General features: G+C 60.7%; 22 protein-coding genes and 1 pseudogene. 10 read left to right on the forward strand and 13 right to left on the reverse strand.

Annotation, left to right across the window (positions count from 1 at the left end):
- Window positions 1-21: 21 nt before the first annotated feature.
- Together HB680_RS30185 and HB680_RS30190 are read right to left on the reverse strand one after the other, a co-directional pair.
- On the reverse strand, window positions 22-318 hold the full coding sequence (locus tag HB680_RS30185) for a hypothetical protein (protein ID WP_213941945.1): 297 nt from the start codon (window positions 316-318) through the stop codon (window positions 22-24).
- A 181-nt stretch (window positions 319-499) separates the two neighbouring features.
- Window positions 500-709, reverse strand: coding sequence for a hypothetical protein (locus HB680_RS30190; RefSeq protein ID WP_213941946.1), 210 nt, complete (start codon window positions 707-709; stop codon window positions 500-502).
- 366 nt (window positions 710-1,075) lie between these two features.
- Between HB680_RS30190 and HB680_RS30195 the strand changes: the two genes are divergently transcribed.
- Window positions 1,076-1,579, forward strand: coding sequence for a polysaccharide deacetylase (locus HB680_RS30195; protein WP_213941947.1), 504 nt, complete (start codon window positions 1,076-1,078; stop codon window positions 1,577-1,579).
- Between the two features lie 18 nt (window positions 1,580-1,597).
- Here the strand turns inward: HB680_RS30195 and HB680_RS30200 are convergent, their stop codons facing one another.
- Window positions 1,598-1,774, reverse strand: a complete 177-nt coding sequence (locus HB680_RS30200; RefSeq protein ID WP_213941948.1) for a hypothetical protein — start codon at window positions 1,772-1,774, stop codon at window positions 1,598-1,600.
- 222 nt (window positions 1,775-1,996) lie between these two features.
- Between HB680_RS30200 and HB680_RS30205 the strand changes: the two genes are divergently transcribed.
- The 3 genes from HB680_RS30205 to HB680_RS30215 all read left to right on the forward strand — a co-directional run bounded on the left by HB680_RS30205 (window position 1,997) and on the right by HB680_RS30215 (window position 5,967).
- The gene (locus HB680_RS30205) at window positions 1,997-3,931 is read left to right on the forward strand and encodes an ATP-dependent DNA helicase RecQ (RefSeq protein ID WP_213941949.1); all 1,935 of its coding nucleotides are present in this window, start codon (window positions 1,997-1,999) and stop codon (window positions 3,929-3,931) included.
- A gap of 230 nt (window positions 3,932-4,161) precedes the next feature.
- The gene (locus tag HB680_RS30210) at window positions 4,162-5,388 is read left to right on the forward strand and encodes a 3-hydroxyacyl-CoA dehydrogenase (protein ID WP_213941950.1); all 1,227 of its coding nucleotides are present in this window, start codon (window positions 4,162-4,164) and stop codon (window positions 5,386-5,388) included.
- Window positions 5,389-5,535: 147 nt separating this feature from the next.
- Window positions 5,536-5,967, forward strand: a complete 432-nt coding sequence (locus HB680_RS30215; RefSeq protein ID WP_213941951.1) for a thioesterase family protein — start codon at window positions 5,536-5,538, stop codon at window positions 5,965-5,967.
- Window positions 5,968-6,072: 105 nt separating this feature from the next.
- Here HB680_RS30215 and HB680_RS30220 read toward each other — a convergent pair whose 3' ends face one another.
- The 4 genes from HB680_RS30220 to HB680_RS30235 all read right to left on the reverse strand — a co-directional run bounded on the left by HB680_RS30220 (window position 6,073) and on the right by HB680_RS30235 (window position 11,052).
- Complete coding sequence (locus HB680_RS30220; RefSeq protein WP_213941952.1) at window positions 6,073-6,561, reverse strand: glycine zipper domain-containing protein; 489 nt, start codon at window positions 6,559-6,561, stop codon at window positions 6,073-6,075.
- A 326-nt stretch (window positions 6,562-6,887) separates the two neighbouring features.
- Window positions 6,888-9,236 carry an FdhF/YdeP family oxidoreductase gene (locus HB680_RS30225; protein WP_213941953.1) on the reverse strand — a complete coding sequence of 783 codons (2,349 nt, stop codon included), beginning with the start codon at window positions 9,234-9,236 and terminating at the stop codon, window positions 6,888-6,890.
- The gene (gene fdhD / locus HB680_RS30230) at window positions 9,233-10,072 is read right to left on the reverse strand and encodes a formate dehydrogenase accessory sulfurtransferase FdhD (protein WP_213941954.1); all 840 of its coding nucleotides are present in this window, start codon (window positions 10,070-10,072) and stop codon (window positions 9,233-9,235) included. The genes HB680_RS30225 and fdhD overlap by 4 nt, the downstream gene beginning before the upstream one ends.
- 92 nt (window positions 10,073-10,164) lie before the next feature.
- The gene (locus tag HB680_RS30235) at window positions 10,165-11,052 is read right to left on the reverse strand and encodes a LysR family transcriptional regulator (protein WP_213941955.1); all 888 of its coding nucleotides are present in this window, start codon (window positions 11,050-11,052) and stop codon (window positions 10,165-10,167) included.
- Between the two features lie 136 nt (window positions 11,053-11,188).
- On the opposite strand from HB680_RS30235, the gene lysM reads away from it, so the two are divergent.
- Window positions 11,189-11,638, forward strand: coding sequence for a peptidoglycan-binding protein LysM (lysM, locus tag HB680_RS30240; RefSeq protein ID WP_054047738.1), 450 nt, complete (start codon window positions 11,189-11,191; stop codon window positions 11,636-11,638).
- A 111-nt stretch (window positions 11,639-11,749) separates the two neighbouring features.
- On the opposite strand, the gene yrfG is transcribed toward lysM, so the two are convergent.
- Window positions 11,750-12,412 (reverse strand): GMP/IMP nucleotidase, encoded by a 663-nt coding sequence (yrfG, locus tag HB680_RS30245; protein WP_213941956.1) that lies wholly within the window; start codon window positions 12,410-12,412, stop codon window positions 11,750-11,752.
- Between the two features lie 90 nt (window positions 12,413-12,502).
- On the opposite strand from yrfG, the gene nudE reads away from it, so the two are divergent.
- On the forward strand, window positions 12,503-13,069 hold the full coding sequence (nudE, locus tag HB680_RS30250; RefSeq protein ID WP_213941957.1) for an ADP compounds hydrolase NudE: 567 nt from the start codon (window positions 12,503-12,505) through the stop codon (window positions 13,067-13,069).
- The gene (gene cysQ / locus HB680_RS30255; protein WP_213941958.1) at window positions 13,066-13,899 is read left to right on the forward strand and encodes a 3'(2'),5'-bisphosphate nucleotidase CysQ; all 834 of its coding nucleotides are present in this window, start codon (window positions 13,066-13,068) and stop codon (window positions 13,897-13,899) included. Before nudE ends, cysQ begins: the two co-directional genes overlap by 4 nt.
- Window positions 13,900-13,999: 100 nt before the next feature.
- On the opposite strand, the gene HB680_RS30260 is transcribed toward cysQ, so the two are convergent.
- From HB680_RS30260 to rfbC, 4 genes are all read right to left on the reverse strand, one after another.
- Complete coding sequence (locus HB680_RS30260; RefSeq protein ID WP_213941959.1) at window positions 14,000-14,455, reverse strand: YiiD C-terminal domain-containing protein; 456 nt, start codon at window positions 14,453-14,455, stop codon at window positions 14,000-14,002.
- 39 nt (window positions 14,456-14,494) lie between these two features.
- Window positions 14,495-15,889, reverse strand: coding sequence for a sigma-54 dependent transcriptional regulator (locus HB680_RS30265; protein WP_213941960.1), 1,395 nt, complete (start codon window positions 15,887-15,889; stop codon window positions 14,495-14,497).
- Window positions 15,886-17,694, reverse strand: a complete 1,809-nt coding sequence (locus HB680_RS30270) for an ATP-binding protein (protein WP_213941961.1) — start codon at window positions 17,692-17,694, stop codon at window positions 15,886-15,888. The genes HB680_RS30265 and HB680_RS30270 overlap by 4 nt, the downstream gene beginning before the upstream one ends.
- Before the next feature lie 106 nt (window positions 17,695-17,800).
- Complete coding sequence (gene rfbC, locus HB680_RS30275; RefSeq protein ID WP_213941962.1) at window positions 17,801-18,346, reverse strand: dTDP-4-dehydrorhamnose 3,5-epimerase; 546 nt, start codon at window positions 18,344-18,346, stop codon at window positions 17,801-17,803.
- A 165-nt stretch (window positions 18,347-18,511) separates the two neighbouring features.
- On the opposite strand from rfbC, the gene HB680_RS30280 reads away from it, so the two are divergent.
- Window positions 18,512-21,424 (forward strand): aminotransferase, encoded by a 2,913-nt coding sequence (locus HB680_RS30280; RefSeq protein ID WP_213941963.1) that lies wholly within the window; start codon window positions 18,512-18,514, stop codon window positions 21,422-21,424.
- An 11-nt stretch (window positions 21,425-21,435) separates the two neighbouring features.
- Here HB680_RS30280 and HB680_RS33170 read toward each other — a convergent pair.
- Window positions 21,436-21,552: pseudogene (locus tag HB680_RS33170) on the reverse strand (metal ABC transporter ATP-binding protein); the annotation flags it as partial.
- A gap of 111 nt (window positions 21,553-21,663) precedes the next feature.
- Here HB680_RS33170 and aguB point away from each other — a divergent pair.
- A complete protein-coding gene (gene aguB, locus HB680_RS30285; protein ID WP_213941964.1) occupies window positions 21,664-22,542 on the forward strand; it encodes an N-carbamoylputrescine amidase in 879 nt (292 codons plus the stop codon).
- A gap of 4 nt (window positions 22,543-22,546) precedes the next feature.
- A complete protein-coding gene (gene aguA, locus HB680_RS30290) occupies window positions 22,547-23,653 on the forward strand; it encodes an agmatine deiminase (protein WP_213941965.1) in 1,107 nt (368 codons plus the stop codon).

Genomic DNA, 23,653 nt, shown 5'->3' on the forward strand with positions numbered 1-23,653 from the left:
AGGAACGATCTTTGCCGGGTGTCAGGTGGGTGCTTTCCAGCCCATCATGCGTTGTTGGGCGACTTTCAGAAGGTCGCAGCCGTCCTGGCTGAGCAGGTAGAGCGCGTGGGTGATGTGGGGGATGTCTTCGACGTCGCCGTGTTTGAAGCAGGTGCAGTGCAGGGTTTTCAGGAGGTCGCTGGAGGCTCGGATTCGCTGGAGGGCTGCTTCGAGGATGTCCTGGGGATCGGCCTCTGTGTCGATGATCAGGGGCGGGGAGTCGGTGAGGTTGGTTTGGAGTGGGCGGTAGCGTTCGACAAGTGGATTTAATGTGGTCACTGAGCGACACCTCTATCTAAAAGGAAATTCTGAATTGTGAGCCTCTTTTCTTTCGAGTGACCAAGCCCGAGCCGCTGATTTGGCAGCGACAACCCGACTATAGATTTGAGTCTCAGGCCAGCGATAGGCGACAAGGTGTCTTTGGTTGTAGGAACGGGATGAAGCTTTGATAAGACGTTGCTTACAGCTTTTCCCCCCGCCGCAACTTCTCCCGTTTGATTGCAAATAGGCGTCTGGCTTCTTCGTCCGAAATGCTGGGGCGTGGGTCGTTGAGGCTGGCTTGTACTTGTGCTCTGAACCATGCGTCGTAGGCTTCTTTATTGAGCTGTTGTTGAGTTTCGGACATTTTTGTTCTCATCAGGAACACCGCGTTATCGTTCTTCGCGGGCAAGCCTCGCTCCTACAGGGGGCGGGGTTCGGACAGTAGAAACCGGGGACATCCTTTACGTTTCAAACCGGAGGCATCCTTTACAGGTATGAAGTCCCGGTAGGCCGAGACACTGTTTCAGCCGCGCCAAAGACTATAAAAGGGCATCACTGGGCGGGGCAATATGGCGATGATGGACAGGATTCGTAGGGTTTTACCCGTGTTTTCGGACCCGTCCTACGGGTTCCCCGAGGTTTTTTACCGCAAAACCCTTACGGGTCAAATTTCCTACGGGTCTGTCAGGCATTACGCGGCAAACCTCTGTATGGTGCGCGCCAGACTCAGTAGGGCGTTTCCAAACGTCTGACCCACGCTTAAAGGGAATTAGGTATGCAATGGCTACGTATGGCCTCGGTTTTATTGCTGTGGGCCGGTGTTTGTCGTTTGGCGGGCGCTGCTGACGCGAGTGGCTCGATGGTGTTGGCGAATATGGACCGCACCGGTTGGCCGGATGCGCTCACCACTCAGGCCGAAGTCGATACCGCGTCCCGCGCCGAAGTGCTGATGATCGGCAAGGCGCTGCTGGACAGCGAAGCGCTGGACGAGCCCGGCCTGAAACAACGTCTGGGCGTGCAGGCTGTGAAGCTCAAGTCGGTGCGACAAGTGCGTGACGGGTTGTGGGATCGGTTGCTGACCACCTACGTCAATGCCAGCCAGAACTGTGAGGGCCAACCCTTCTGTCCGCGTGTACGTAGCGTTGCTGATTTGCGTCAGTTGGCGGCGGCGTTCACCGGTGAAATAAGCCCGGCCTATGCCGCGTGGGCGAGCAAGAGCCGGGTATTTCAGGAACAGATGCTGAATGAACAACTGCGGGTGGCTGTGGCTGTGCCCTAGCCACTTACTCCGCTGTCGTCAGGAGGTTCGCCAGGCTTGTTGCGCCGAACACTCCAGGGTGTCGCAAGTCGCCAGCAGCGGCGGCTCTCCCGGAAGGCCATCGCAGCCGCTTAGCAGCAGGGAGGTCAGGAGCAGGGCAAGCGCAAAAATCGATTTTTGAAACATGATCATTCCTTGTTCAAATGCCGCGCCCATCCGGCGTCCTGCCGGGATGTGAAGTGCGCGGACGCAAAACCTTACCGTCAGATCGAGCCGCTTCGCGAGCAGCAAAGTGTTTCGTTTGTTTCATCCTGTGGCAAAGCCCCGGCGGGCGATGGCTGTATCATCCCGTATCGTTTTGGTCCCCGACCTTTTCTCGACTCGCTGCAATCGCCGGCTAGGCTTTTGGCATCGCAGCAGTCAACGGAGTGACAGCTTATGTACAACACCCTGGAACAGGTTTTCGGTTATCCACAGTTTCGGCCCGGCCAGGAGGCAGCGGTCAGCGCGGTGTTGGCCGGGCGCTCGGCGGCGGCGATTTTCCCTACCGGCTCGGGCAAGTCCCTTTGCTATCAATTACCGGCACTGTTGCTGCCGCACCTGACGTTGGTGGTGTCGCCGCTGCTAGCGCTGATGCAGGATCAGTTGGCGTTCCTGCAACGCCACGGCATCTCGGCGGGCAGTATCGATTCCGCGCAAAGCCGCGACGACGCCAGTGACGTGATGGCCCGGGCCAAGTCGGGCGAGTTGAAGATTCTGATGATTTCCGTGGAGCGCCTGAAGAACGAGCGCTTTCGCAATTTCTTGCAGCAAGTGCCGATCTCGCTGCTGGTGGTGGACGAGGCGCACTGTATCTCGGAGTGGGGCCACAACTTCCGTCCCGATTACCTCAAGCTCCCGGATTACCAGCGCCAGTTCAACATCCCCCAAGCCTTGCTGCTGACCGCCACCGCAACGCCAAAAGTGATTGCGGACATGGAGGCGAAATTCGCCATCGCTCCCGAAGATGTGGTGACCACTGGTTTCTATCGACCCAACCTCAACCTGCTGGTGGAACCGGTGCGCGGCCAAGACAAGCGCCGACGGCTCGTCGAGTGGATGAGCCAGCGTCCCGGCCAGCCGAGCATCGTCTACGTGACCTTGCAGAAAACCGCCGAGCACATTGCCGAGCACTTGGGTCGCAATGGCATCCAGGCCGAGGCCTATCACGCCGGTTTGCCCCATGAACAACGGGAAGGCATTCAGAAGAGTTTCATGGGCGGCCAGTCCAATTGCATTGTCGCGACCATCGCTTTCGGCATGGGCATCGATAAGAGCGATATCCGCAACGTGGTGCATTTCGACCTGCCCAAATCCATCGAAAACTACAGCCAGGAAATCGGCCGCGCCGGGCGTGACGGGCAGCCTTCCGACTGTCTGGTCCTGGCGAATCGCGACAGCCTCAACGTGCTGGAAAACTTCGTCTACGGCGACACGCCAGAACTGGACGGCATCCGTTGCGTGCTCGACGAGCTGCAAGGCGCCGCACCTGAAGGACAGTGGGAGTTTCTACTGGGACCGTTGGCGGACCAGAGCAACATTCGTCAGCTACCGCTCAAGACTTTGTTGGTGCAATTGGAGCTGCGCGCAATCATCGCCCCGCGTTACGCCTATTACGCGGAATACCGCTTCAAATATTTGCAGGAGCCCGAGGCTTTACTCGCGCGTTTCGAGGGTGAGCGCAAGGATTTCGTCGCGGCGATTATCCAGACCTCCGCACGTGCGCGGACTTGGGCGACGGTGAATTTCGATGCGTTGTATGAGCAGCATTCGGCCGAGCGCAACCGGGTGGTCAAGGCCCTGGATTACTTCCAGGAAAAGGGCTGGGTCGAGCTAGAAAGCAAGCAAATGACTGAGGTCTACAGCCTGCTGCAAACCGGTTTTGATGCCCGGGCGTTGAGCGAAGAGCTGCACGCCTACTTCACTCGACATGAACAAACCGAGATTGCGCGGATTCACGCCATGCTCGATCTGTTCGCCACTGACCACTGCCTGGGTTGTCGCCTGGCCGAATATTTCGGCGACGAAAATGCGCCTCGGCAGTGCGGGCATTGTTCGGTGTGTCACGGGGATGTGGCGCGACTGCCCGCACCGCCGGAGCTGCCAGCGCTTGTGGATAAAAACTTTGAGGCGTTGTGTGGTGATTTTATCCACAGGCATGAGCAGCACACCGGGCATGTGCCGGCGGCGGAACGGGTGACGCGGTTCCTGTGCGGGATCAGTGTGCCGTTGTTTACCAAGCTCAAGGCGCGGGCGATTCCGGGGTTTGGGGTGCTTGAGGATTATCCATATGCCGAGGTGCGGGGGTGGGCGCAAGCACATCTGCCAGGCTGAACGCTGTTCCCTTGTGGGAGCGGGCTTGCTCGCGAAGGCGGTGTGACAGTCAGCGATGATGTCGACTGACACTCCGCTTTCGCGAGCAAGCCCGCTCCCACAGGGATTTGCGGCGATTTGGCGGGCGCATCCATCCCCTGAATGTCCCCCATCACAGGAATAAATTTCAAAAACCCGTGGCGGCTGACTATGGTGAAGGCTGTCTTTGGATCGCCAACAAGAGAACAACAATGAGCCAGACGCCGTTCAATATTCAGCGCGCCGCCGTGATCGGCGCGGGCACCATGGGCCGTGGGATTGTCATGTGCCTGGCCAACGCCGGGGTGCCGGTGCAATGGGTCGATAACAACCCGCAGATGCTTGAGCAGGCGTTGGCTGCCGTTGCCGACACGTACGCCCACAACGTACGCCAGGGCCGGATCGATCAGGCCGAGGCAGACGCTCGCCTGGCGCGAGTGACCAGCGCCGCCGATTACTCGGCGATTCGCGATGTTGATCTGGTAATCGAAGCGGTCTACGAAAACCTCGAACTGAAGCAGAAAATCTTCCGCGAACTCGACGGCCTGCTCAAACCCGAAGCGATTCTGGCCAGCAACACCTCGGCACTGGACATCGACGCGATTGCCGCCGCCACTCGCCGGCCAAAACAGGTCCTGGGCCTGCACTTCTTCAGCCCGGCGCACATCATGAAACTGTTGGAAGTCGTCCGCGGCGCGCAAACCGCTGCGGCGGTGCTCGAGGCTGCGCAGGTGTTGGGCCAACGCATGGGCAAGGTCAGCGTGGTGGCGGGCAACTGCCACGGGTTTATCGGTAACCGCATGCTCAATACCTACGTGCTTGAGGCGCGCAAGATGCTGCTTGAAGGGGCTTTTCCGTATCAGGTGGATGCCACGCTGCAAGGGTTCGGTTTCGCCATGGGGCCGTTTCGTATGTATGACGTGGTCGGTATCGACCTGGGATGGCGGGCCCGCGAATTGGCGGGTAACGGTCAGGATGCGCCGGAGATCCAGATCGAAAATCGGCTGTGCGAACTGGGGCGCTTCGGCCAAAAGAGCGGCGACGGTTACTACCACTACGAGCCGGGCAGTCGACAGGCTGAGCACGATGTAGAGGTCGATGCGCTGGTGCTGGAGGTCAGCGAGGGTTTGGGCTTCCAGCGGCGTGAGATCAGCCCTGAGGAGATTCTGGAGCGCAGCTTGCTGGCACTGGTCAACGAAGGGGCGAAAATCCTTGAGGAAGGCATTGCCGGGTCGGCTCATGACATTGATCTGGTTTACCTCAATGGCTATGGCTTCCCGGCGGACAAGGGCGGGCCGATGGCGTGGGCGGATCAGCAGGGGTTGGCGGATATCCATCAGCGGTTGCTGGCGCTGGAGACCCGGCAAGGAGATCAGTGGAAGCCGGCGCGGTTGATTGGGGAGTTGGCGGCGGTCGGGAAGGGGTTTGCCGATGAGTGATTGATGTGGCGTCTGTGAGGACGCCTTCGCGAGCAAGCCCGCTCCCACAGGAGATCGCATTCCTTCTGTGGGAGCGAGCCTGCTCGCGAAGAACGATAACGCGGTTTTCGCCTTAGACTGACCATCAAATCCCAGGAACCGACACCCATGTCCAACCCGATGCCCCTACGCACCGACTACCCGCACTTCCAACCCATCACCACTCGCTGGCACGACAACGATGCCTACGGTCACGTCAACAACGTCACCTATTACAGCTTTTTCGACACGGCGGTGAACACCTACCTGATCGAAGTCGGCGGGCTGGATATCCATGACGGTGAAGTTGTGGGTTTTGTGGTGAGTTCGGCGTGCGATTACTTTGCGTCCGTCGCTTTCCCGGATCGCATCGAGATCGGCCTGCGGGTCGGCAAGTTAGGCAACAGCTCGGTGCAGTACGAACTGGCGGTGTTCAAGCAAGGGGACGATGAGGCCTGTGCGGCCGGGCGCTTCGTGCATGTGTTTGTGGATCGGGCGTCGAATGAGCCGGTGGCGATTCCCGCCGGGTTGCGCGGGGCACTGGAGCGGTTGGTGGTTTGAAACGAAAAGATCGCAGCCTTCGGCAGCTCCTACAGGGATTTGTGTTCACCTGTAGGAGCTGCCGAAGGCTGCGATCTTTTGATCTGCTTGCCGGGTAATCAGCAATCAGCGATGGCGATAGTATTTGTGATGCTTGCGATGGCCGTAGGCATGACCACGACCCGGATGGCCGTCACGATAGTAGCGACGATCATCACGGCCGCCGCGATAGGAACGACGATCGTCATCCTCATCGCTCTTGTTGCCCATGTAGTTACCCAGTGCACCACCGGCGCCGCCACCTGCTGCGGAGCCGATCAAGCTGCCGGTGCCGCCGCCCAGGCTGCGACCGACCACGTTACCGCCCGCTGCGCCCAACGCACCGCCAATGGCGGCTTCGCCACGGCTGCGTTTGTCTGCGCCGACGGCACTACCACCCGCGCCGCCCAGGGCCGCGCCGATGGTGGAACCTGTGTTGCCGCCTAGTGACTGACCGACGACCGAGCCCAAAACCCCGCCCAATGCGCCGCCCACACCTGCTTCGGTGGTGCCTCCGGCAGAAGCAAAGCCACTGGCCAGGCTAAGGGACAACAAGAGAATCGAGGAGAACTTCATAGAGGAACCTCAAGGGGATGACGGCGCGATCCTGAGGCTGTGTCCTGATTGTGACAATCGAAATCCGACGAGTAACACGACTTGTACACAATTCTATAAGTTACTGTTTTTTGGGCGGAACTTAAGGCTTTTTTGCCGGTCTTTAGCTACTTCGGATAGGCCGTTTCTTTGCAGAAACGGCCTTTTTTGTGGGTGATTGGAAAGTATTAGCTTCGAGAGATTCATTGCATGATCCACCGCTTTCGCGAGCAAGCCCGCTCCCACATTGAAATACATTCCAATGTGGGAGCGGGCTTGCTCGCGAAGAGGCCGGACCTGCTGCCGCGTTACGCCGACTTCGCGAAAATCAACCCGGTCTCGCTGGCCATTTCCAACCGGATCGCCACAAACTTCGATGTCGGCGTATGGCTGCCGTCCCCGGTGCTTTCCAGCGGCACCAGCGGGTTCACTTCCGGGTAATACGCCGCCGCCTGCCCGGCAGGAATATCAAACGCCAGCAGCGTAAAGCCTTTCACTCGACGCTCACGGCCATCATCCCAAATCGAAACGATGTCAGCCTTTTGCCCTGGCTTGAAGCCCAAACGAATGATGTCCGCCTCGTTGACGAACAACACATCCCGCTGACCTTTCACCCCGCGATAACGGTCATCCAGACCATAAATCGTGGTGTTGTACTGATCGTGGGAACGCATCGATTGCATGATCAGGTCCGGCAATACACCTGTGGCGCGGGTGCGTTCGTGCACCAGGTCTTTGGGCAGGACGTTCGGACGGAAATTGGCCCGGCCCGACGGCGTGTTCCACTTGCGTGAACCGGCGCTGTTGCCGAGGTAGAACCCGCCCGGGTGCTTGACCCGCACATTGAAGTCGCGGAAGCCCGGAATGGTATCGGCGATCAGGTCGCGGATGCGGTCGTAATCGGCTACCAGCCAGTTCCAGTCCACCGGTTTGCTGCCCAGGGTCGCGGCGGCGATGCCGGCGATGATCGCCGGCTCCGAACGCATCTGGGTCGACAGTGCCTGCAACTGGCCGTTGGAGGCGTGGACCATGCTGAACGAGTCTTCAACGGTCACCGCTTGCGGGCCTTCCGTCTGGATGTCGATGTCGGTGCGGCCCAGGCACGGCAGGATCAGCGCATCTTTACCATGAGCCAAATGGCTGCGGTTGAGCTTGGTGCTGATCTGCACGGTCAGGTCGCAATTGCTCAAGGCCTGGAAAGTGCGCGGACTGTCCGGGGTGGCTTGGGCGAAGTTGCCGCCCAGGCCGATGAAGACTTTGGCGCGGCCTTCGGCCATGGCGTGAATCGCCTCGACCACGTTGTGGCCGTTTTCGCGCGGCACCTTGAACTGGAAGCGGCGTTCCAGGGAATCGAGAAACGCGACTGGCGGACGCTCGTTGATGCCCATCGTGCGGTCGCCCTGCACGTTACTGTGGCCGCGCACCGGGCACAGACCGGCGCCGGGCCGGCCGATGTTGCCGCGCAGCAGCATCAGGTTGGCGATTTCTTGGATGGTCGCCACCGAATGCCGATGCTGGGTGATGCCCATCGCCCAGCACATGATCACGTTCTTGCCTTTGGCGTACATGCGCGCCGCTTGCTCGATTTCCACCAGCGGCAAGCCGGATTGCTCGACGATCTGCTCCCACGAGGTGTCGTCGACGATGCCCAGGTATTCCAGCACATTGACGCTGTGTTCATTGAGGAAGTCGTGGTCGAACACCGCCGGCTCGCCGGCCTTTTGCGCATCGCGCTCCCATTGCAGCAGGAACTTGGCCATGCCGCGCATGATTGCCATGTCGCCGCCCAAGGCCGGACGGAAGTACGCGGTGTTAGTCGGCTTGTCGCCGTTGGTGAGCATTTCGATCGGGTGTTGCGGGTGCTGGAAACGTTCCAGCCCACGTTCTTTCAGCGGGTTGATGCACACCACTTGCGCACCGCGCTTCACTGCTTCACGCAGGGGTTCGAGCATCCGTGGGTGGTTGGTGCCAGGGTTCTGGCCCCAGACAAAAATCGCATCGGCGTGTTCGAAGTCGTCGAAGGTCACCGTGCCTTTGCCGACGCCGACGCTTTGCGACAACGCCACGCCGCTGGCTTCGTGGCACATGTTCGAGCAATCGGGGAAGTTGTTGGTGCCGTAGGTGCGCACGAACAATTGATACAGGTACGCCGCTTCGTTGCTGGCGCGGCCCGAGGTGTAGAACTCGGCCTGGTTCGGGCTCGACAAACCTTGCAAATGTTTGGCGATCAAGGCGAACGCCGCTTCCCAACTGATCGGCTTGTAGCGATCGGTTTCAGCGTCGTAGCACACCGGCTCGGTCAAACGGCCCTGATATTCGAGCCAATAATCACTTTGCTCCAGCAATGCACTGACGCTGTGCTTGGCGAAAAACGCGGCATCGACACGCCGTTTGGTCGCTTCCCAGTTCACCGCTTTGGCGCCGTTCTCGCAGAACGCCACCATGCCGGCTTCCTTGGAATCGCCCCAAGCACAACCGGGACAGTCGAACCCGCCGTTCTTGTTGGTCTTGAGCATCATGCGCAGGTTTTTCAGCGCGTTGTCGCTGGTCAACCAGGCCCGGGCAACGCTGGCCAGCGCGCCCCAACCACCGGCCGGACCTTTGTAGGGCTTGTAACGCGGAACGGGTGTCTGGTCGGCTTGATTGTGTTGACTCACGCTTGATTCTCCAACGCAGGGCTGTAGACCCGCGGCGCACTTTTTTGCGGCAGGTGGATGAGATTGAGGTTATGGCGACGGGCCCATTGCACGGCAAGGCCCGTGGGCGACGACAGGCTGACGAGGGTCTGGATGCCTGCGCGCAATACTTTCTGGATCAATTCGAGGCTGCAACGGCTGGTGACAATCGCCAGGCCGCCGGCCGTCGGGATGTTCTGGCGGATCAACCCGCCGATCAACTTGTCGAGAGCGTTGTGTCGGCCGATGTCTTCGCGGCCCAGCAGCAACTCACCCTGACTGTTCATGAACACCGCCGCATGCACGGCGCCGCAATGCTGGCCCAGCGGCTGGAACGCGCCGATACGCTGGCGCAAACCGTCGAGCCATTCGGCGGGTGGTAACGGAGCGCCGGGCAACACTTTGAGGTCGGGCAACGCCTGCTCGACGGCTTCCACGCCGCAGAGCCCGCAACCGCTGGTGCCGGCCAGTTGCCGACGTTGCTGCTTGAGGTTCCAGAACGCGCGGTTGGCGATGGTCACTTGCGCGTATTGCGCCGAACCTTCGCCGGTCAGTTGCAAGTCATAGATGTCGGTAGCGTCTTCGATGATGCCACTGCCGAGGCTGAAGCCGACGATGAAGTCTTCAAGGTCTGTCGGGGTGACCAGCATCACAGCCTGGCTGATGCCGTTGTAGGCGATCGCCAACGCGACTTCCTCGGCGAGCGCGGTGCTGGCCGATTCGGTGTACTGAAGGTCACTGTAACTGTAGGTCTGGCTGGCGGCGGGCGCGGGCGTTTCAAGTGCGGGCGCCGCGCTGGTAGGGCGCTTGGCGTTCATGGCATCACCGACGGTTTGATCAGCTCTAAGCCTATGCGCGTCAACTTGTCGCGTCTAATCGCTATTACTGATCTGCCGATAGATGACGTCGATCAAGACTCCGTCTGCGATTTCTGATAGATCGCGAAACAGGCCTCCGCCAACGCTGAGCGCGGGGCGCTGCGACGCATGATCAACCCAAGCCGGCTAAGGGTTTGCGCGTTTTCGATGGGGTGCAGGCGCAAATGATCGGTGAGATTTTCCAGGCCACCGTCCAGCGGCATCACCGCGCAGCAGAATCCGCCGTGCACCGCTTGTAACAATTGATGGACCGCATCCGTTTGCAGCAATGGCTGGGGCGTCAGCCCGCGACTGTGGAAGTTGTGGTCGATGGACTGGCGAAAGTGCATGCCGCTGGTGAGCATGCCCAGGGGCAGTTCGATCAGCGATTCCCAACTCAGCGGCGCCTCGGTGAACGTGTGAAAACGCTGGTCGTAGAGAAGGCCCATGCGGGTTTCGCTGAAGGTCAGGGAGTCGAAGCGCTCACCGTCCAGACGTTCCAGATAGGAGACGCCGAGGTCCAGGCGATTGTTGGCCAGTTGTTCGAGGATCTGCTCGGAGCTCAGGGCCGACAGTTCGAAGCGCAGGTTCGGGTGTTCGGCGTGCAAGCGCTGCATCAAGGGCAGCGGATCGAAACTCGACAGCGGCACCACGCCCAGGCGCAACGTACCCACCAGATTGCCGCGACAGGCCGCGGCTTCGGCCTGCAAGCCGTCATAAGCCGCCAGCACCGTGCGCGCCCAGGCCAACACCCGCTCGCCCGGCGCGGTGAAGCCTTCAAAACGCTGTCCGCGATTGACCAGTGGCAACTCGAGTTCTTCTTCGAGGCTGCGCAGGCGCATGGACAGGGTCGGCTGGGTAATGTGACAGCGCGCGGCGGCTTGGCCGAAGTGCCGGGTTTCGTCGAGGGCGATGAGGAATTTGAGCTGCTTGATGTCCATCTTCGCTCCAGGGCGTGGGCAGGGTTGGCGATTCTAGCGCTTGCGCGGTGTGGGGTCATTGGTCGGCTGGGAACCGGGCTTCGGGAGTCTGGTCTAGTCTTTTGCGTCTGGACCCTTATCCCATGGAGAGAACACGATGAGCCTTTTCAGCTTTTTAAAAGATGCCGGAGAAAAAATCCTCGATGCGCTGACGCCGGACAAGGCCGAAGCCAATAGCGAGGCGCTGACCAAGCATGTGAAGGATGCACTGACGGGCATCGACACTTCCAAGATTCAAGTGAAGGTCGAAGGCGAGAAAATCATTGCCACGGGCGAAGCCGCCAGTCAGGAAGAGAAAGAAAAAATCCTGTTGGCCCTCGGTAACGTGGCCGGTATCAGCGGCGTGGACGACCAGATCACCGTGACCGGGCCGGTAGCCACGCCAGCGAAGTTTGTCACGGTCGAGAAGGGCGACACGCTCAGCGCGATTTCCAAGCGTGTGTATGGCGACGCCAACAAGTACAACAAAATCTTCGAGGCCAATAAGCCGATGCTCAAGGATCCGAACAAGATCTATCCAGGGCAGTCGTTGCGGATTCCTGAGTAACCTTGAGATCGCTTTCGCGGGCAAGCCTCGCTCCTACAGGTTTTATATGTGCCGCGAAATTGGCGCATAACCTGTAGGAGCAAGGCTTGCCCGCGAAGCAGACGACTCGGTCTAGAGCCCCGCAATCAGTTCGCGATAATCCCCAACCGCCGCAAACTCCGCCGTGTCCTTCGGCCCTTTGCGACTGTCCGGCTCGCTCACCGCCAACAGATGCGCCACGCCAAAATTTCGCGCACTGCGCAGGATCGGCAAGGTGTCGTCGATAAACAGACTGCGCGCCGGGTCAAAACCGATATCCGCCTGCAACGCATCCCAGAACTGCGGGTTCTCCTTGGCAAACCCGTAATCGTGGGAGCTGATCAACCGTTCGAAATACGGCGCCAGTTCGATCCGTTCCAGCTTCAGTGACAGCGAATCGCGGTGGGCATTGGTGATCAACACCACACGCTTGCCGGCCTGTTTGATTGCCGCCAGAAACGTATCCGCATCCGGGCGCAGGGCGATCAGGTGTGCGGTTTCCAGTTTCAGTTCGCGCACCGGAATCTTCAGCTCGGCGCTCCAGAAGTCCAGGCAGTACCACTGCAATTGGCCAGCGTTGCGCTCGAACAGCGGCTGTAATTCCATCTCGGCCATGGCCCGGCTCACCCCATGCAACTCGGCATACCGCTGGGGCAGGTGTTCCATCCAGAAATGGTTGTCGTAGTGCAGGTCCAGCAGCGTGCCGTCCATATCCAGCAGAACGGTGTCGATGTCGCGCCAGGGCAGCAGGGACATAAAAAACTTCTCCAGCGGTAAAAAAGATATCCGAGGTAAACAATCAGGATAGGCCGGGTATAGTAACGCGTTCACGCCAAGGAGCTTTTCATGCGCCAGAAACCCACCGTACTCGCCCGCGAGATTGTCGCCACCAGCCGTTTATTCTGCGTCGAAGAGCTGCAACTGCGCTTTTCCAATGGCGTGGAGCGCACTTATGAACGTCTGGTCGGCAAAGGCGTCGGGTATGGCGCGGTGATGATCGTGGCGATGCTCGATGCGGACCACGCGGTGCTGGTTGAAGAATATTGCGGTGGCACCGAAGCCTATGAACTGTCCTTGCCCAAAGGCTTGATCGAGCCCGGCGAAGACGTGCTGGCAGCAGCCGAGCGGGAGCTCAAGGAAGAAGCCGGGTATGGCGCGCGGCAGTTGGAGCATCTGACTGAGCTATCATTGTCGCCCGGTTACATGAGCCAGAAGATCCAGGTGGTTTTGGCCACTGATTTGTACGAAGAAAGCCTTGAAGGTGACGAGCCCGAGCCGATGCGGGTGGACAAGGTCAACCTGCGCGAACTCTCGGCCCTGGCCCAGAACCCGCAATTCACTGAGGGCCGCGCCTTGGCGGCGTTGTATCTGGCCCGTGACTTACTGACCCAACGTGGGGTGTTTTTGCCATGAAGTTGAATTTTCCCCATCCGTTGATGGCGCCAGTGGTTGAACTGGCATTGAAGGCCGGCGAAGCGATCCTGCCGTTCTGGCGCACCGGCACCGCGGTGACCGCCAAATCCGATGATTCACCGGTCACTGCGGCGGACCTGGCCGCCCACCATGTGATTCTGGCCGGGCTGACGGCGCTGGACCCGAGCATCCCGGTGCTGTCCGAAGAAGACGCCAACATTCCCCAGAGCGTGCGCGCCGGATGGCAGCGTTGGTGGCTGGTGGACCCGTTGGACGGGACCAAGGAATTTATCTCCGGCAGTGAAGAATTTACCGTCAACATCGCGTTGATCGAACAGGGCCGCGTGGTGTTTGGCGTGGTGTCGATGCCGACCAATGGCCGCTTCTACGTTGGTGGTGCCGGGTTGGGCGCATGGCGTGGCGATCAAGGCGCAACGCCGCTGCCGATTCAGGTGCGTGACGTACCGGCGGCGGGTGAGGCGTTTACGGTGGTTGCCAGCCGTCGGCATTCGAGTCCTGAGCAGGAGCGGTTGTTGGCGGGGTTGAGCGAAAGCCTGGGTGAGTTGCAGTTGGCCAATTTCGGCAGTTCGTTGAAGTTTTGCATGTTGGCGGAAGGGGCGGCGGATTGTTATCCACGCCTGGCGCCGACCTCCCAGTGGGACACGGCGGCAGCGCAAGGTGTGCTGGAAGGGGCGGGTGGTGAGGTGCTGGATTTGAGCGGCGCGCCGTTTTGTTATCCGGCGCGGGAATCGCTGCTGAATGAGTTCTTTTTGGCGTTGCCGGCGAAGGCAGCGTGGCGCGAGAAGTTGTTGGCGTTGGCTCGGGCCTGAAAGATCAAAAGATCGCAGCCTCGTTTCATTCGACAGCTCCTACAGAGATATACGCACCCTGTAGGAGCTGTCGAGTTAAACGAGGCTGCGATCTTTTACCTTAACGGTGCAGGACGTACTGCCCCGTAAACGTCACCGCATCGTCCTCACTCCCCACATTCACAACCCGCGAATGCAGCGCCAGCCGCGCCCGGCCATAGCGTTGATACATCGCCAGAAACTTCTTCCAGACCGCCGCACTCGGTGCCTGGCAAATCGCGATGGCATCGCTGGTCACCGGCAGCGGATAGTTGATCTGCCCTTCGTGAATCACGATGTGCCCGTCTTCAATGCCCTCTTCGCGCAAGCGCAAATGCAGCCAGCCCCAACCGGCCAGAACGGCGCCGCAATACAGGCTGCCGCCGAACATGGTGCTTTTGTGATTGACGTTGGGGTCCAGCGGCAAATGCAGGCGCAATTGTTGGTCGTGCCAGTCGAGTACTTTGACGCCCATCTCCCGCGTCAGGGGAATGTCGTGATGAAGAACGGATTCCAGGTGACGACTGTCGCGGCTCATTCACGGCCTCTTGTTTGAAGATGATGGTTTGACGGTAGCTCAATCGAGCTCGTCAGTATGGCTGTGGGCGCCGCTGCCGGCGAAGTTCAGCCCATGCTTGCGCAGTTTGTCGTGCAAGGTCTTGCGCGGAATGCCCAAGGCCTCGGCGAGGCTGCGCACCGAGCTGTGCGAGCGCGCCAGTTCGGCAGCAATCAGGGATTTTTCGAAGTTTTCCACCTGCTCGCTCAGACCACCGCTGATCACTTCCACCGTGGTGCTGACGCCGCCGTCCGGTGCGCTATTGTCCAGGGCCAGTTCCAGGCCCAAGGCAAAGCGTTCGGCGGCGTTTTGCAGTTCGCGCACGTTGCCCGGCCAGGAGTGACGCAGCAGCAAGGCCCGTTGCCCCGGTTGCAGTTCGTGGGGCGGCAAGCCGTGGCGGGCGCTGGCTTCGTCGGCGAAATGCTGGAACAGCATCAACGCATCTTCGCCACGTTCGCGCAGCGGTGGAATGCGCAGCGGCGCGACGTTCAGGCGGTAATACAAGTCGGCCCGGAAACGGCCCTGGTCGGCGGCCTGGCGCAAGTCTTCCTTGGTGGCAGCGATCACGCGGATGTCCAGCGGGATCAACTGATTGCCGCCGAGGCGCTCGACCACCCGTTCCTGCAACATGCGCAGCAATTTGACCTGCACATCCAGGCTCATGCTTTCGATTTCGTCGAGGAACAGCGTGCCGCCGTTGGCGAATTCGAACTTGCCGATGCGGCGTTTTTGCGCGCCGGTAAACGCGCCGGGCTCGTGACCGAACAGCTCGCTTTCCACCACCGACTCGGCCAAAGCCCCGGCGTTGATTGCCACGAACGGACCGTTGCGACGACTCGACAAGTCGTGCAGCGCCCGCGCCACCACTTCTTTGCCGGCACCGGTTTCGCCGAGGATCAGCACGTCGGCCTTGGTCGCCGCCAGGGCACCGATTTGCTCGCGCAGGCGCAACATCGGCGCTGATTGCCCGACCAGTCGGGTGCTCAATTCATTGCGATCGCTCAGGGCCAGACGCAGGCTGCGGTTGTCCAGCACCAAGCGGCGCAGCGCAAGGGCGCGGCGCACGCTGTCGAGCAGGGCGTCGCTGGCGAAGGGCTTTTCGAGGAAGTCATAAGCCCCGGCGCGCATTGCCTGCACTGCCAGCGGCACATCGCCGTGGCCGGTGATCAGCAGCACCGGCAGTTCCGGGTCCTGGGCGTGCAGTTCGGTCAGCAGTTCGAGACCGTCCATGCCCGGCATGCGGATGTCGCTGACCACCACGCCCGGCCAGTCGCGTTCCAGTTGCCCGACCACGCCTTTGGCTTCGGACAGCGGCAGGATTTTCAGGCCAGCCAGGTCCAGGGTCTGGCTCAGGGCCTGACGCAAATGGGGATCATCGTCGATCAACACGACCTGGATGCGGTTATCGATGGTCATGCACTTCGGTCCTCGGACGGTTGCAGGCTCACACCCGGCGCGCCGGCGCGTAGCTTCAGAGTAATCAGGGCGCCGCCCTCCTTGTGGTTGGCGAACGACAGTTCACCGCCGAAGGCGCGCATCAGCGTGTCGCAAATCGCTAGCCCCAACCCAAGGCCCTGAGTGCGGGTCTTGGTGGTGTAGAAGGGCTCGCCGGCGCGACCCAGCGCTTCCAGGCAAAACCCGGGGCCGTTGTCGCGAATGTACAGGTTGACGCCCTCGCTGGTGGATTGGGCACTCAACCAGAGTTTACGCGGCGGACCTTTTTCGGTCAGGGCGTCGAGCGCGTTGGCCAGCAGGTTGCCGAGCACCTGGCGCAAACGGGTTTCCCCGGCTTCGACCCACAGGGTGGCGGCCGGGAGGTCACGGATCAGCTCGACTTCCATGCCCCGCCGACGTTTGGCCAACAGCGCCAGCGCATCGTCCAGCGCCGGTTGAAGCGCGACGCTTTCCGGGGCGTGGCGGTCGCGACGGGCGAAAGCGCGCAGATGCGCGATGATCGAGGCCATGCGCCCGGTCAGTTCGCTGATCAGCTTGAGGTTGCCCCGGGCATCGTCGGTGCGTTGGTGATCGAGCAGCACTTCGGCATTTTCCGCGTAGCTGCGGATCGCCGCCAGCGGCTGATTGAGTTCATGGCTGATGCTTGCGGACATTGTCCCCAGTGCCGAGAGCTTGCCGGCCTGCACCAGATCATCCTGGGCGCGCACCAATTCCTGCTGGGCCTGTTCGCGCTCCAGCACTTCCTGCTTCAGGCGTCGGTTGAGGCCTTCGAGGTCGCTGGTGCGTTCGGCCACACGGCCTTCGAGCTCGCGGCGGGCCTTGGCTTCAAACGCGATTCGGTCAAGGTAATGGCGGCGGCGCTGCATCATCAAGCCCAGCAACAACATCAACACCAGCAGCGTCGCGCCACCGATGGCCACGACCGTGCGCACCGGGCGGTCAATCAAGGTGCGTGGCGCAAGGATGCTGACGTTCCAGCCGGTTTCCGCAATCGACTGAGTCTGGGTCAGCCACTCGTTGGGGTTGAGCCTCAGCGGCTTGGGATCGCGGGTCGGGTAGGGTTGGATCGCGCTGATTGCCTTGTTCTCTTCGTCATTCAAGGCGCGGGTCGAGCGAAAACGCCACTCGGGCCGTGACGTGAGAATGACCACGCCGTTGTGGTCGGTCAGCAGCAGTTGTTCCGGGGTTTTGCCCCAGAGGCTTTCGGTGTGATCGAGGTCGACCTTGACCACCAGCACACCGATGACTTTTTCGCCTTCACGCACGGCGGCGGCGAAGAAGTAACCGCGTTTGGCCGATGTGGTGCCCAGCCCGAAAAAGCGACCGAGACGTCCGGCCATGGCTTCGCTGAAGTACGGCCGGAAGGAAAAATTACGCCCGACGAAACTGTCGTGTTTATCCCAATTGGACGCCGCCAGGGTTTTGCCGCTGGTGTCCATCAGGTACATGACTTCGGCGCCGGTCTGGGCGCTGATGTTTTTCAGCAGGCGGTTGGCGTTGCCCTGGGTGACGCCGTCGTCAGGCGCACCGAGCACGGCGCGCAGGGCGGGCAGGTCGCCGAGGATCTGCGGCAGCACTTCGTAGCGGTGCAGGGTGCCCAGCAGGTTGGCGACATACAGGTCGAGGGTCTGACGATTCTGCCCGGCCAGTTCGCTGCGGTAATAGCGCTCGGCCAGATGCTGCAACGGCCACAGCAACGGCGCCAGGCACAAGGCAAGCAGAGCGAGACTGCGCCAGCGAGGTCTGCGGGGGAGGGTCGGAGTCATAAGCATCGAGCGCCTGGGGGGACAGGCGCATTATGCCTAGGGTTGCGGGCGCAGTCTGCGCACCTTGGGTCAGACGCGCCGTTGTGGCGAAGATTCAGACAACACTTCAGGAAAAGACGTCAGCGTCCTTGAAGAACGCGGCGACCTGATCCTTGCCGGACAACTGCGGCGCTTCGTCCAGTTGCCAGTCGATGGCCAGGTCCGGGTCATCCCAGCGAATGGCGCGCTCGGCGGACGGCGTGTAGTAGTCGGTGGTTTTGTAGAGGAATTCGGCGAACTCGCTCAGCACCACGAAGCCGTGGGCGAAACCTTCCGGGATCCACAGTTGCCGATGGTTGTCGGCGGACAGGCGTACCGCCACCCATTTGCCGAAGTGTGGCGAGCTGCGGCGAATATCCACTGCCACGTCGAGTACTTCGCCAGCGGTGACGCGAACCAGTTTGCCCTGGGTGTTTTCCAGTTGGTAATGCAGGCCGCGCAGTACGCCTTTTTGCGAGCGGGAATGGTTGTCCTGAACGAACTGTGTGTTCAGGCCGGTTGCTTCTTCGAAAGCCTTGGCGTTGAAGCTTTCATAAAAGAAGCCGCGCTCGTCACCAAATACCTTGGGCTCGATGATCAAAACACCGGGCAGGTCGGTGGTGACTACATTCATGGGGTTCTCCAGCAATAGGCGTCGATGGGCGACATTCTTGCGCAAAGTGCCGGCTGGTGCGAGTGCTGCGATTGTCTTTTGATTGGCGCCGATCAGGTTGGGGGGTTGCGAAACGCTCCGGGCAGTGGCGATATAAGCGCCTAATAAAATCTCAGGGGTCGTTGTATGCCGCTCGCCACGTTGATTCACCGCGCCAGTTTGCCCAGCCCGCAAGTGTCTGCGGAGCAAGCACTAGAGCTGTTGCAGGCACATTACGGGTTGAGCGGGTCGTTGCAGTCCCTGGGTAGCCAGCAGGACCTCAATTTCCGCGTCGACAGTGATCGCGGGCGTTTCGTCCTGAAAATCTGCCGGGGCGATTACTCGGCGCTGGAGTTGCAGGCCCAGCACGCCGGGCTCAAGCATTTGGCCGAACATTCCGACGTGCCGGTGCCGCGAGTGATCGCTGCCAACAACGGTGAAGACCTGCTGTCCCTGGAAGTCGGCGGTCAGGCCGTGCATGTGCGCCTGCTGGATTACATCGAAGGCCAGTCGCTGACTCACCTTGATCATTTGCCGGGTGCGGTGGTCGCCGGTTTCGGCCGGCTCTGCGGTGAAATGGACCTGGCCCTGGCCGGTTTCGACCATGCCGGGCTTGAACGCACGCTGCAATGGGACGCCCGCCACGCCAACGCATTGATCACCCATCTGCTGCCCGTCATCCAGGATGAGCAACAACGCGCATTGATTGCCGACGCCGCCGGACACGCCGAACGCCACTTGTTGCCGTTGGTGGCGAAGCTGCCGGTGCAGGCGATTCACATGGACATCACCGACGACAACGTGGTCTGGCGCCGGGATTCGCAGCGCCAGTGGCAGTTGCAAGGCGTGATCGATTTCGGTGATCTGATTCGGACCTGGCGCATTACCGATCTGTCGGTGACCTGCGCGGCGTTGCTGCACCACGCCGATGGCGACCCGTTCTATATCCTGCCGGCGGTTCAGGCTTACCACGCGATCAATCCGTTGCAGCCTGAAGAACTGCAGGCGCTGTGGCCGTTGATCGTAGCCCGCGCGGCGGTGTTGGTGCTCAGTGGCGAGCAGCAGGTCAGCATTGATCCTGGCAATGAGTACAGTCGCGACAACCTGACCCACGAGTGGGAAATCTTCCGCGTGGCCACCTCGGTGCCGTTGGAATTGATGGAAGCGGCGATTCTGACCGCCGTTGGCCACGCCCTGCCCAGTATCGGCAGTGAAGGTTTCGCGCCGTTGCTGCCGAGCCTGGTCGGTCGGGAATTTGCCTTGATCGATCTGGGCGTGCTCAGCCCGCATTTCGAGGCGGGGAACTGGGAGCAGGAAGGAATCGATCAGCGTCTTCTGACAGAAGCCGCCGCGGCCCATGGTCTGGCGGCCAGTCGATATGGCCAATACCGGTTGTCCCGCACTCGGCCGGACAGCGCCTCTGAACCGGACACCTGCCCTTTGCACGTGGAGTTGCGCGTGCCTGTTGGTACGGCGGTCGAATCCCCGTTTGCCGGAGTCGTCCACCAACCGTTGGCGGGCGTGTTGCAACTGGACGGTCCGCAACTGAGCGTGCGCCTGTGGGGCGTGGCCCCGTCGCTGCACACCGGTGCGGCGCTGGTCAAAGGCCAGGTGCTGGGCTCGGTCAGCGGACCGCTGATCGTGCAGTTGTGCCGGGGGGCTTCTTTCAATGCGCCGCTGTTTTGCACGCCGTCGCGGGCATTGGCCTGGCAAGCGTTGTGTCCGTCACCGGCGGCACTGCTGGGGCTGGCCTGTGACGCTGAAGAAGAACTCGATTCGCAGACCTTGCTCGCGCGGCGCGACTCCAGTTTCGCCCGCACCCAAAAACACTATTACGTTGATCCGCCGCGCATCGAACGCGGCTGGCGCAATCACCTGATCGACATGCAGGGCCGTTCCTACCTCGACATGCTCAACAACGTCGCGGTGCTCGGCCACGGTCACCCGCGCATGGCCGCCGTCGCCAGCCGCCAGTGGTCGCTGCTCAATACCAACTCACGGTTTAACTACGCGGCGGTGGCCGAGTTCTCCGAGCGTTTGTTGAAGCTGGCGCCGAATTCCATGGACCGCGTCTTCCTGGTCAACAGTGGCAGTGAGGCCAATGATCTGGCGATTCGCCTGGCGTGGGCCTACAGCGGCGGGCGCGACATGCTCAGCGTACTCGAGGCGTATCACGGCTGGACGGTGGGCGCGGACGCGGTGTCGACGTCGATTGCCGACAATCCCAAGGCCTTGAGCAGCCGCCCGGACTGGGTGCACCCGGTGACCGCGCCGAACACCTATCGCGGCGAATTCCGTGGTCCGGACAGCGCGCCGGACTACGTGCGCAGCGTTGAACACAACCTGGCGAAAATCGCCGGGCAGAATCGACAGTTGGCTGGGTTCATCTGTGAACCGGTGTATGGCAATGCGGGTGGGATCTCGTTGCCGCCGGGGTATTTGCAGCAGGTGTATGGGTTGGTCCGCGCTCGTGGCGGCGTGTGCATCGCCGACGAAGTGCAGGTCGGATACGGACGCATGGGCCACTTCTTCTGGGGCTTTGAAGAGCAGGGCGTGGTGCCGGACATCATCACCATGGCCAAGGGCATGGGCAACGGCCAGCCATTGGGCGCGGTGATCACCCGCCGGGAAATTGCCGAAGCGCTGGAGGCCGAGGGGTATTTCTTCTCGTCGGCGGGCGGCAGTCCGGTGAGTTGCCAGATCGGCATGGCGGTGCTGGATGTGATGGAAGAAGAAAAGCTCTGGGAAAACGCGCAGATCGTCGGCGGCTATTTCAAGGAACGGCTTGAAGCGCTGATCGATATTCACCCTCTGGTGGGCGCGGTGCATGGTTCCGGTTTCTACCTGGGCGTCGAGCTGATCCGCAACCGCGAAACCCTGGAGCCGGCGACCGAAGAAACCACGGCGCTGTGTGATCGCCTGCGCGAACTGGGGATTTTCATGCAGCCGACGGGGGACTTCCTGAACGTCCTCAAGATCAAACCGCCGATGGTGACTTCGCGCCAGAGTGTGGATTTCTTTGTGGATATGCTCTCGAAAGTGCTCGCAGAAGACCTGTAAACACCCATCCCCTGTGGGAGCGGGCTTGCTCGCGAAAGCGGTCGTTCATTCAACTTGGATGTCGACTGATCCGACGCTTTCGCGAGCAAGCCCGCTCCCACAGGGACTGTGTATAGTTCGATTGTTATCGGCTTTTTCTCGGTAAATTTAGACGGAAGGCATTTTTTAAACTTCTAAAGCCGATATTTATCGGCTATAAAGTCGCCATGCCTACCAATAAAAAGACCTGGAGATGATTCATGAGCCGTATCGTTACCGTCGCCGCCACCCAGATGGCTTGTTCCTGGGACCTCGAAGCCAATATCGAGACTGCCGAGAAACTGGTCCGTGAGGCCGCGGCCAAAGGTGCGCAGATCATCCTGATCCAGGAATTGTTCGAGGCGCCGTACTTCTGCCAGAAGCCGAACCCGCACTACCTGCAACTGGCCACGACCGTTGAAGACAACGTCGCCATCAAGCACTTCCAGAAAGTCGCCAAGGAGCTGCAAGTAGTGCTGCCGATCAGCTTCTACGAACTGGCCGGCCGCGCGCGTTTCAACAGCATCGCAATTATCGATGCCGACGGTTCCAACCTCGGGATTTATCGGAAAAGCCACATCCCGGACGGCCCTGGCTACCACGAAAAGTATTACTTCAACCCGGGCGATACCGGTTTCAAAGTCTGGAACACGCGCTACGCAAAAATCGGCGTGGGCATCTGCTGGGACCAGTGGTTCCCGGAATGCGCCCGCAGCATGGCGTTGCTCGGTGCGGAAATCCTGTTCTATCCGACCGCCATCGGTAGCGAGCCGCACGATAAAACCATCTCGTCTCGCGACCATTGGCAACGCGTGCAACAAGGCCATGCCGGCGCCAACCTGATGCCGCTGATCGCCAGTAACCGCATCGGCAACGAAGAGCAGGACGGCTACGACATTACCTTCTACGGTTCATCATTCATCGCCAACCCGTTCGGCGAGAAGGTCCAGGAACTCAACCAGACCGAAGAAGGCGTGCTGGTTCAAAGCTTCGACCTCGACGAACTGGAGCACATCCGCAGCGCATGGGGCTCGTTCCGTGATCGTCGCCCGAACCTATACAATGCGCTCAAAACCCTCGACGGTTCCCTGGAGTCCTGACCGCATGACCACTTTAAACAGCACCCCACGCGCCGACGGCTTCTACATGCCTGCCGAGTGGGCGCCACAAACCCAGACCTGGATGATCTGGCCCGAGCGCCCGGACAACTGGCGCCTGGGCGGCAAACCCGCGCAAGCCGCGCACGTCGCTGTGGCCAAGGCCATCGCCCGTTTTGAACCGGTGACCGTGGCGGTTTCCGCCGGCCAATATGAAAACGCCCGCGCCCGACTCGACGTGCCGAATATCCGCGTGGTCGAGATGTCCAGCGATGACGCCTGGGTTCGCGACACCGGCCCGACCTTCGTCATCAATAACAGTGGCGAAGTCCGTGGCGTGAACTGGGATTTCAACTCCTGGGGCGGTTTTGATGGTGGTCTGTATTCGCCCTGGAATCGCGATTCCCAGGTTGGCGGCAAGATTCTCGAGATCGAGCGCAGCCAACGCTACCGCACTGAGGGCTTCGTGCTCGAAGGCGGGTCGATTCACGTCGATGGCGAAGGCACGCTGATTACCACCGAAGAATGCCTGCTCAACCGCAATCGCAATCCACACCTGAACCGTGCAGACATCGAAGCGGTGCTCAGCGCGAATCTGGCTGTGGATAAAATCATCTGGCTGCCGGACGGTTTGTTCAACGACGAAACCGACGGGCATGTGGATAACTTCTGCTGCTACGTGCGTCCGGGCGAAGTATTGCTGGCCTGGACCGATGACCCGCTGGACCCGAACTACCCGCGCTGCCAGGCGGCGATGAAAGTGCTGGAAAGCAGCACCGACGCCAAAGGTCGCCCATTCACGGTGCACAAGATGCCGATTCCGGGGCCGTTGTATGCGACCGAGGAAGAGTGCGCGGGTGTCGATCCGGTGGACGGCACTCAGGAACGCAATCCTACCGTTCGTCTGGCCGGTTCCTACGTGAACTTCCTGATCGTCAACGGCGGCATTATCGCGCCGAGCTTCGACGATCCGCTGGACGGCCCGGCCAAAGAGATTTTGCAGAGCCTGTTCCCGCAACATGAAGTAGTGATGGTGCCGGGCCGCGAACTGTTACTGGGCGGCGGTAACATCCACTGTCTTACCCAACAGCAGCCCGCGCCGCACAACGAGTGA

It is taken from the genome of Pseudomonas sp. dw_612, from assembly GCF_018449725.1.
Taxonomy (GTDB): Bacteria; Pseudomonadota; Gammaproteobacteria; order Pseudomonadales; family Pseudomonadaceae; genus Aquipseudomonas.

Bases quoted from the DNA above. Each gene is read 5' to 3' on its own strand.
- HB680_RS30195 (WP_213941947.1), top strand. From the start codon at position 1,076: ATGCAATGGCTACGTATGGCCTCGGTTTTATTGCTGTGGGCCGGTGTT.
- HB680_RS30200 (WP_213941948.1), bottom strand. From the start codon at position 1,774: ATGGGCGCGGCATTTGAACAAGGAATGATCATGTTTCAAAAATCGATT.
- HB680_RS30205 (WP_213941949.1), top strand. From the start codon at position 1,997: ATGTACAACACCCTGGAACAGGTTTTCGGTTATCCACAGTTTCGGCCC.
- HB680_RS30210 (WP_213941950.1), top strand. From the start codon at position 4,162: ATGAGCCAGACGCCGTTCAATATTCAGCGCGCCGCCGTGATCGGCGCG.
- HB680_RS30215 (WP_213941951.1), top strand. From the start codon at position 5,536: ATGTCCAACCCGATGCCCCTACGCACCGACTACCCGCACTTCCAACCC.
- HB680_RS30220 (WP_213941952.1), bottom strand. From the start codon at position 6,561: ATGAAGTTCTCCTCGATTCTCTTGTTGTCCCTTAGCCTGGCCAGTGGC.
- fdhD (WP_213941954.1), bottom strand. From the start codon at position 10,072: ATGAACGCCAAGCGCCCTACCAGCGCGGCGCCCGCACTTGAAACGCCC.
- HB680_RS30235 (WP_213941955.1), bottom strand. From the start codon at position 11,052: ATGGACATCAAGCAGCTCAAATTCCTCATCGCCCTCGACGAAACCCGG.
- lysM (WP_054047738.1), top strand. From the start codon at position 11,189: ATGAGCCTTTTCAGCTTTTTAAAAGATGCCGGAGAAAAAATCCTCGAT.
- yrfG (WP_213941956.1), bottom strand. From the start codon at position 12,412: ATGTCCCTGCTGCCCTGGCGCGACATCGACACCGTTCTGCTGGATATG.
- nudE (WP_213941957.1), top strand. From the start codon at position 12,503: ATGCGCCAGAAACCCACCGTACTCGCCCGCGAGATTGTCGCCACCAGC.
- cysQ (WP_213941958.1), top strand. From the start codon at position 13,066: ATGAAGTTGAATTTTCCCCATCCGTTGATGGCGCCAGTGGTTGAACTG.
- HB680_RS30260 (WP_213941959.1), bottom strand. From the start codon at position 14,455: ATGAGCCGCGACAGTCGTCACCTGGAATCCGTTCTTCATCACGACATT.
- HB680_RS30265 (WP_213941960.1), bottom strand. From the start codon at position 15,889: ATGACCATCGATAACCGCATCCAGGTCGTGTTGATCGACGATGATCCC.
- HB680_RS30270 (WP_213941961.1), bottom strand. From the start codon at position 17,694: ATGACTCCGACCCTCCCCCGCAGACCTCGCTGGCGCAGTCTCGCTCTG.
- rfbC (WP_213941962.1), bottom strand. From the start codon at position 18,346: ATGAATGTAGTCACCACCGACCTGCCCGGTGTTTTGATCATCGAGCCC.
- HB680_RS30280 (WP_213941963.1), top strand. From the start codon at position 18,512: ATGCCGCTCGCCACGTTGATTCACCGCGCCAGTTTGCCCAGCCCGCAA.
- aguB (WP_213941964.1), top strand. From the start codon at position 21,664: ATGAGCCGTATCGTTACCGTCGCCGCCACCCAGATGGCTTGTTCCTGG.
- aguA (WP_213941965.1), top strand. From the start codon at position 22,547: ATGACCACTTTAAACAGCACCCCACGCGCCGACGGCTTCTACATGCCT.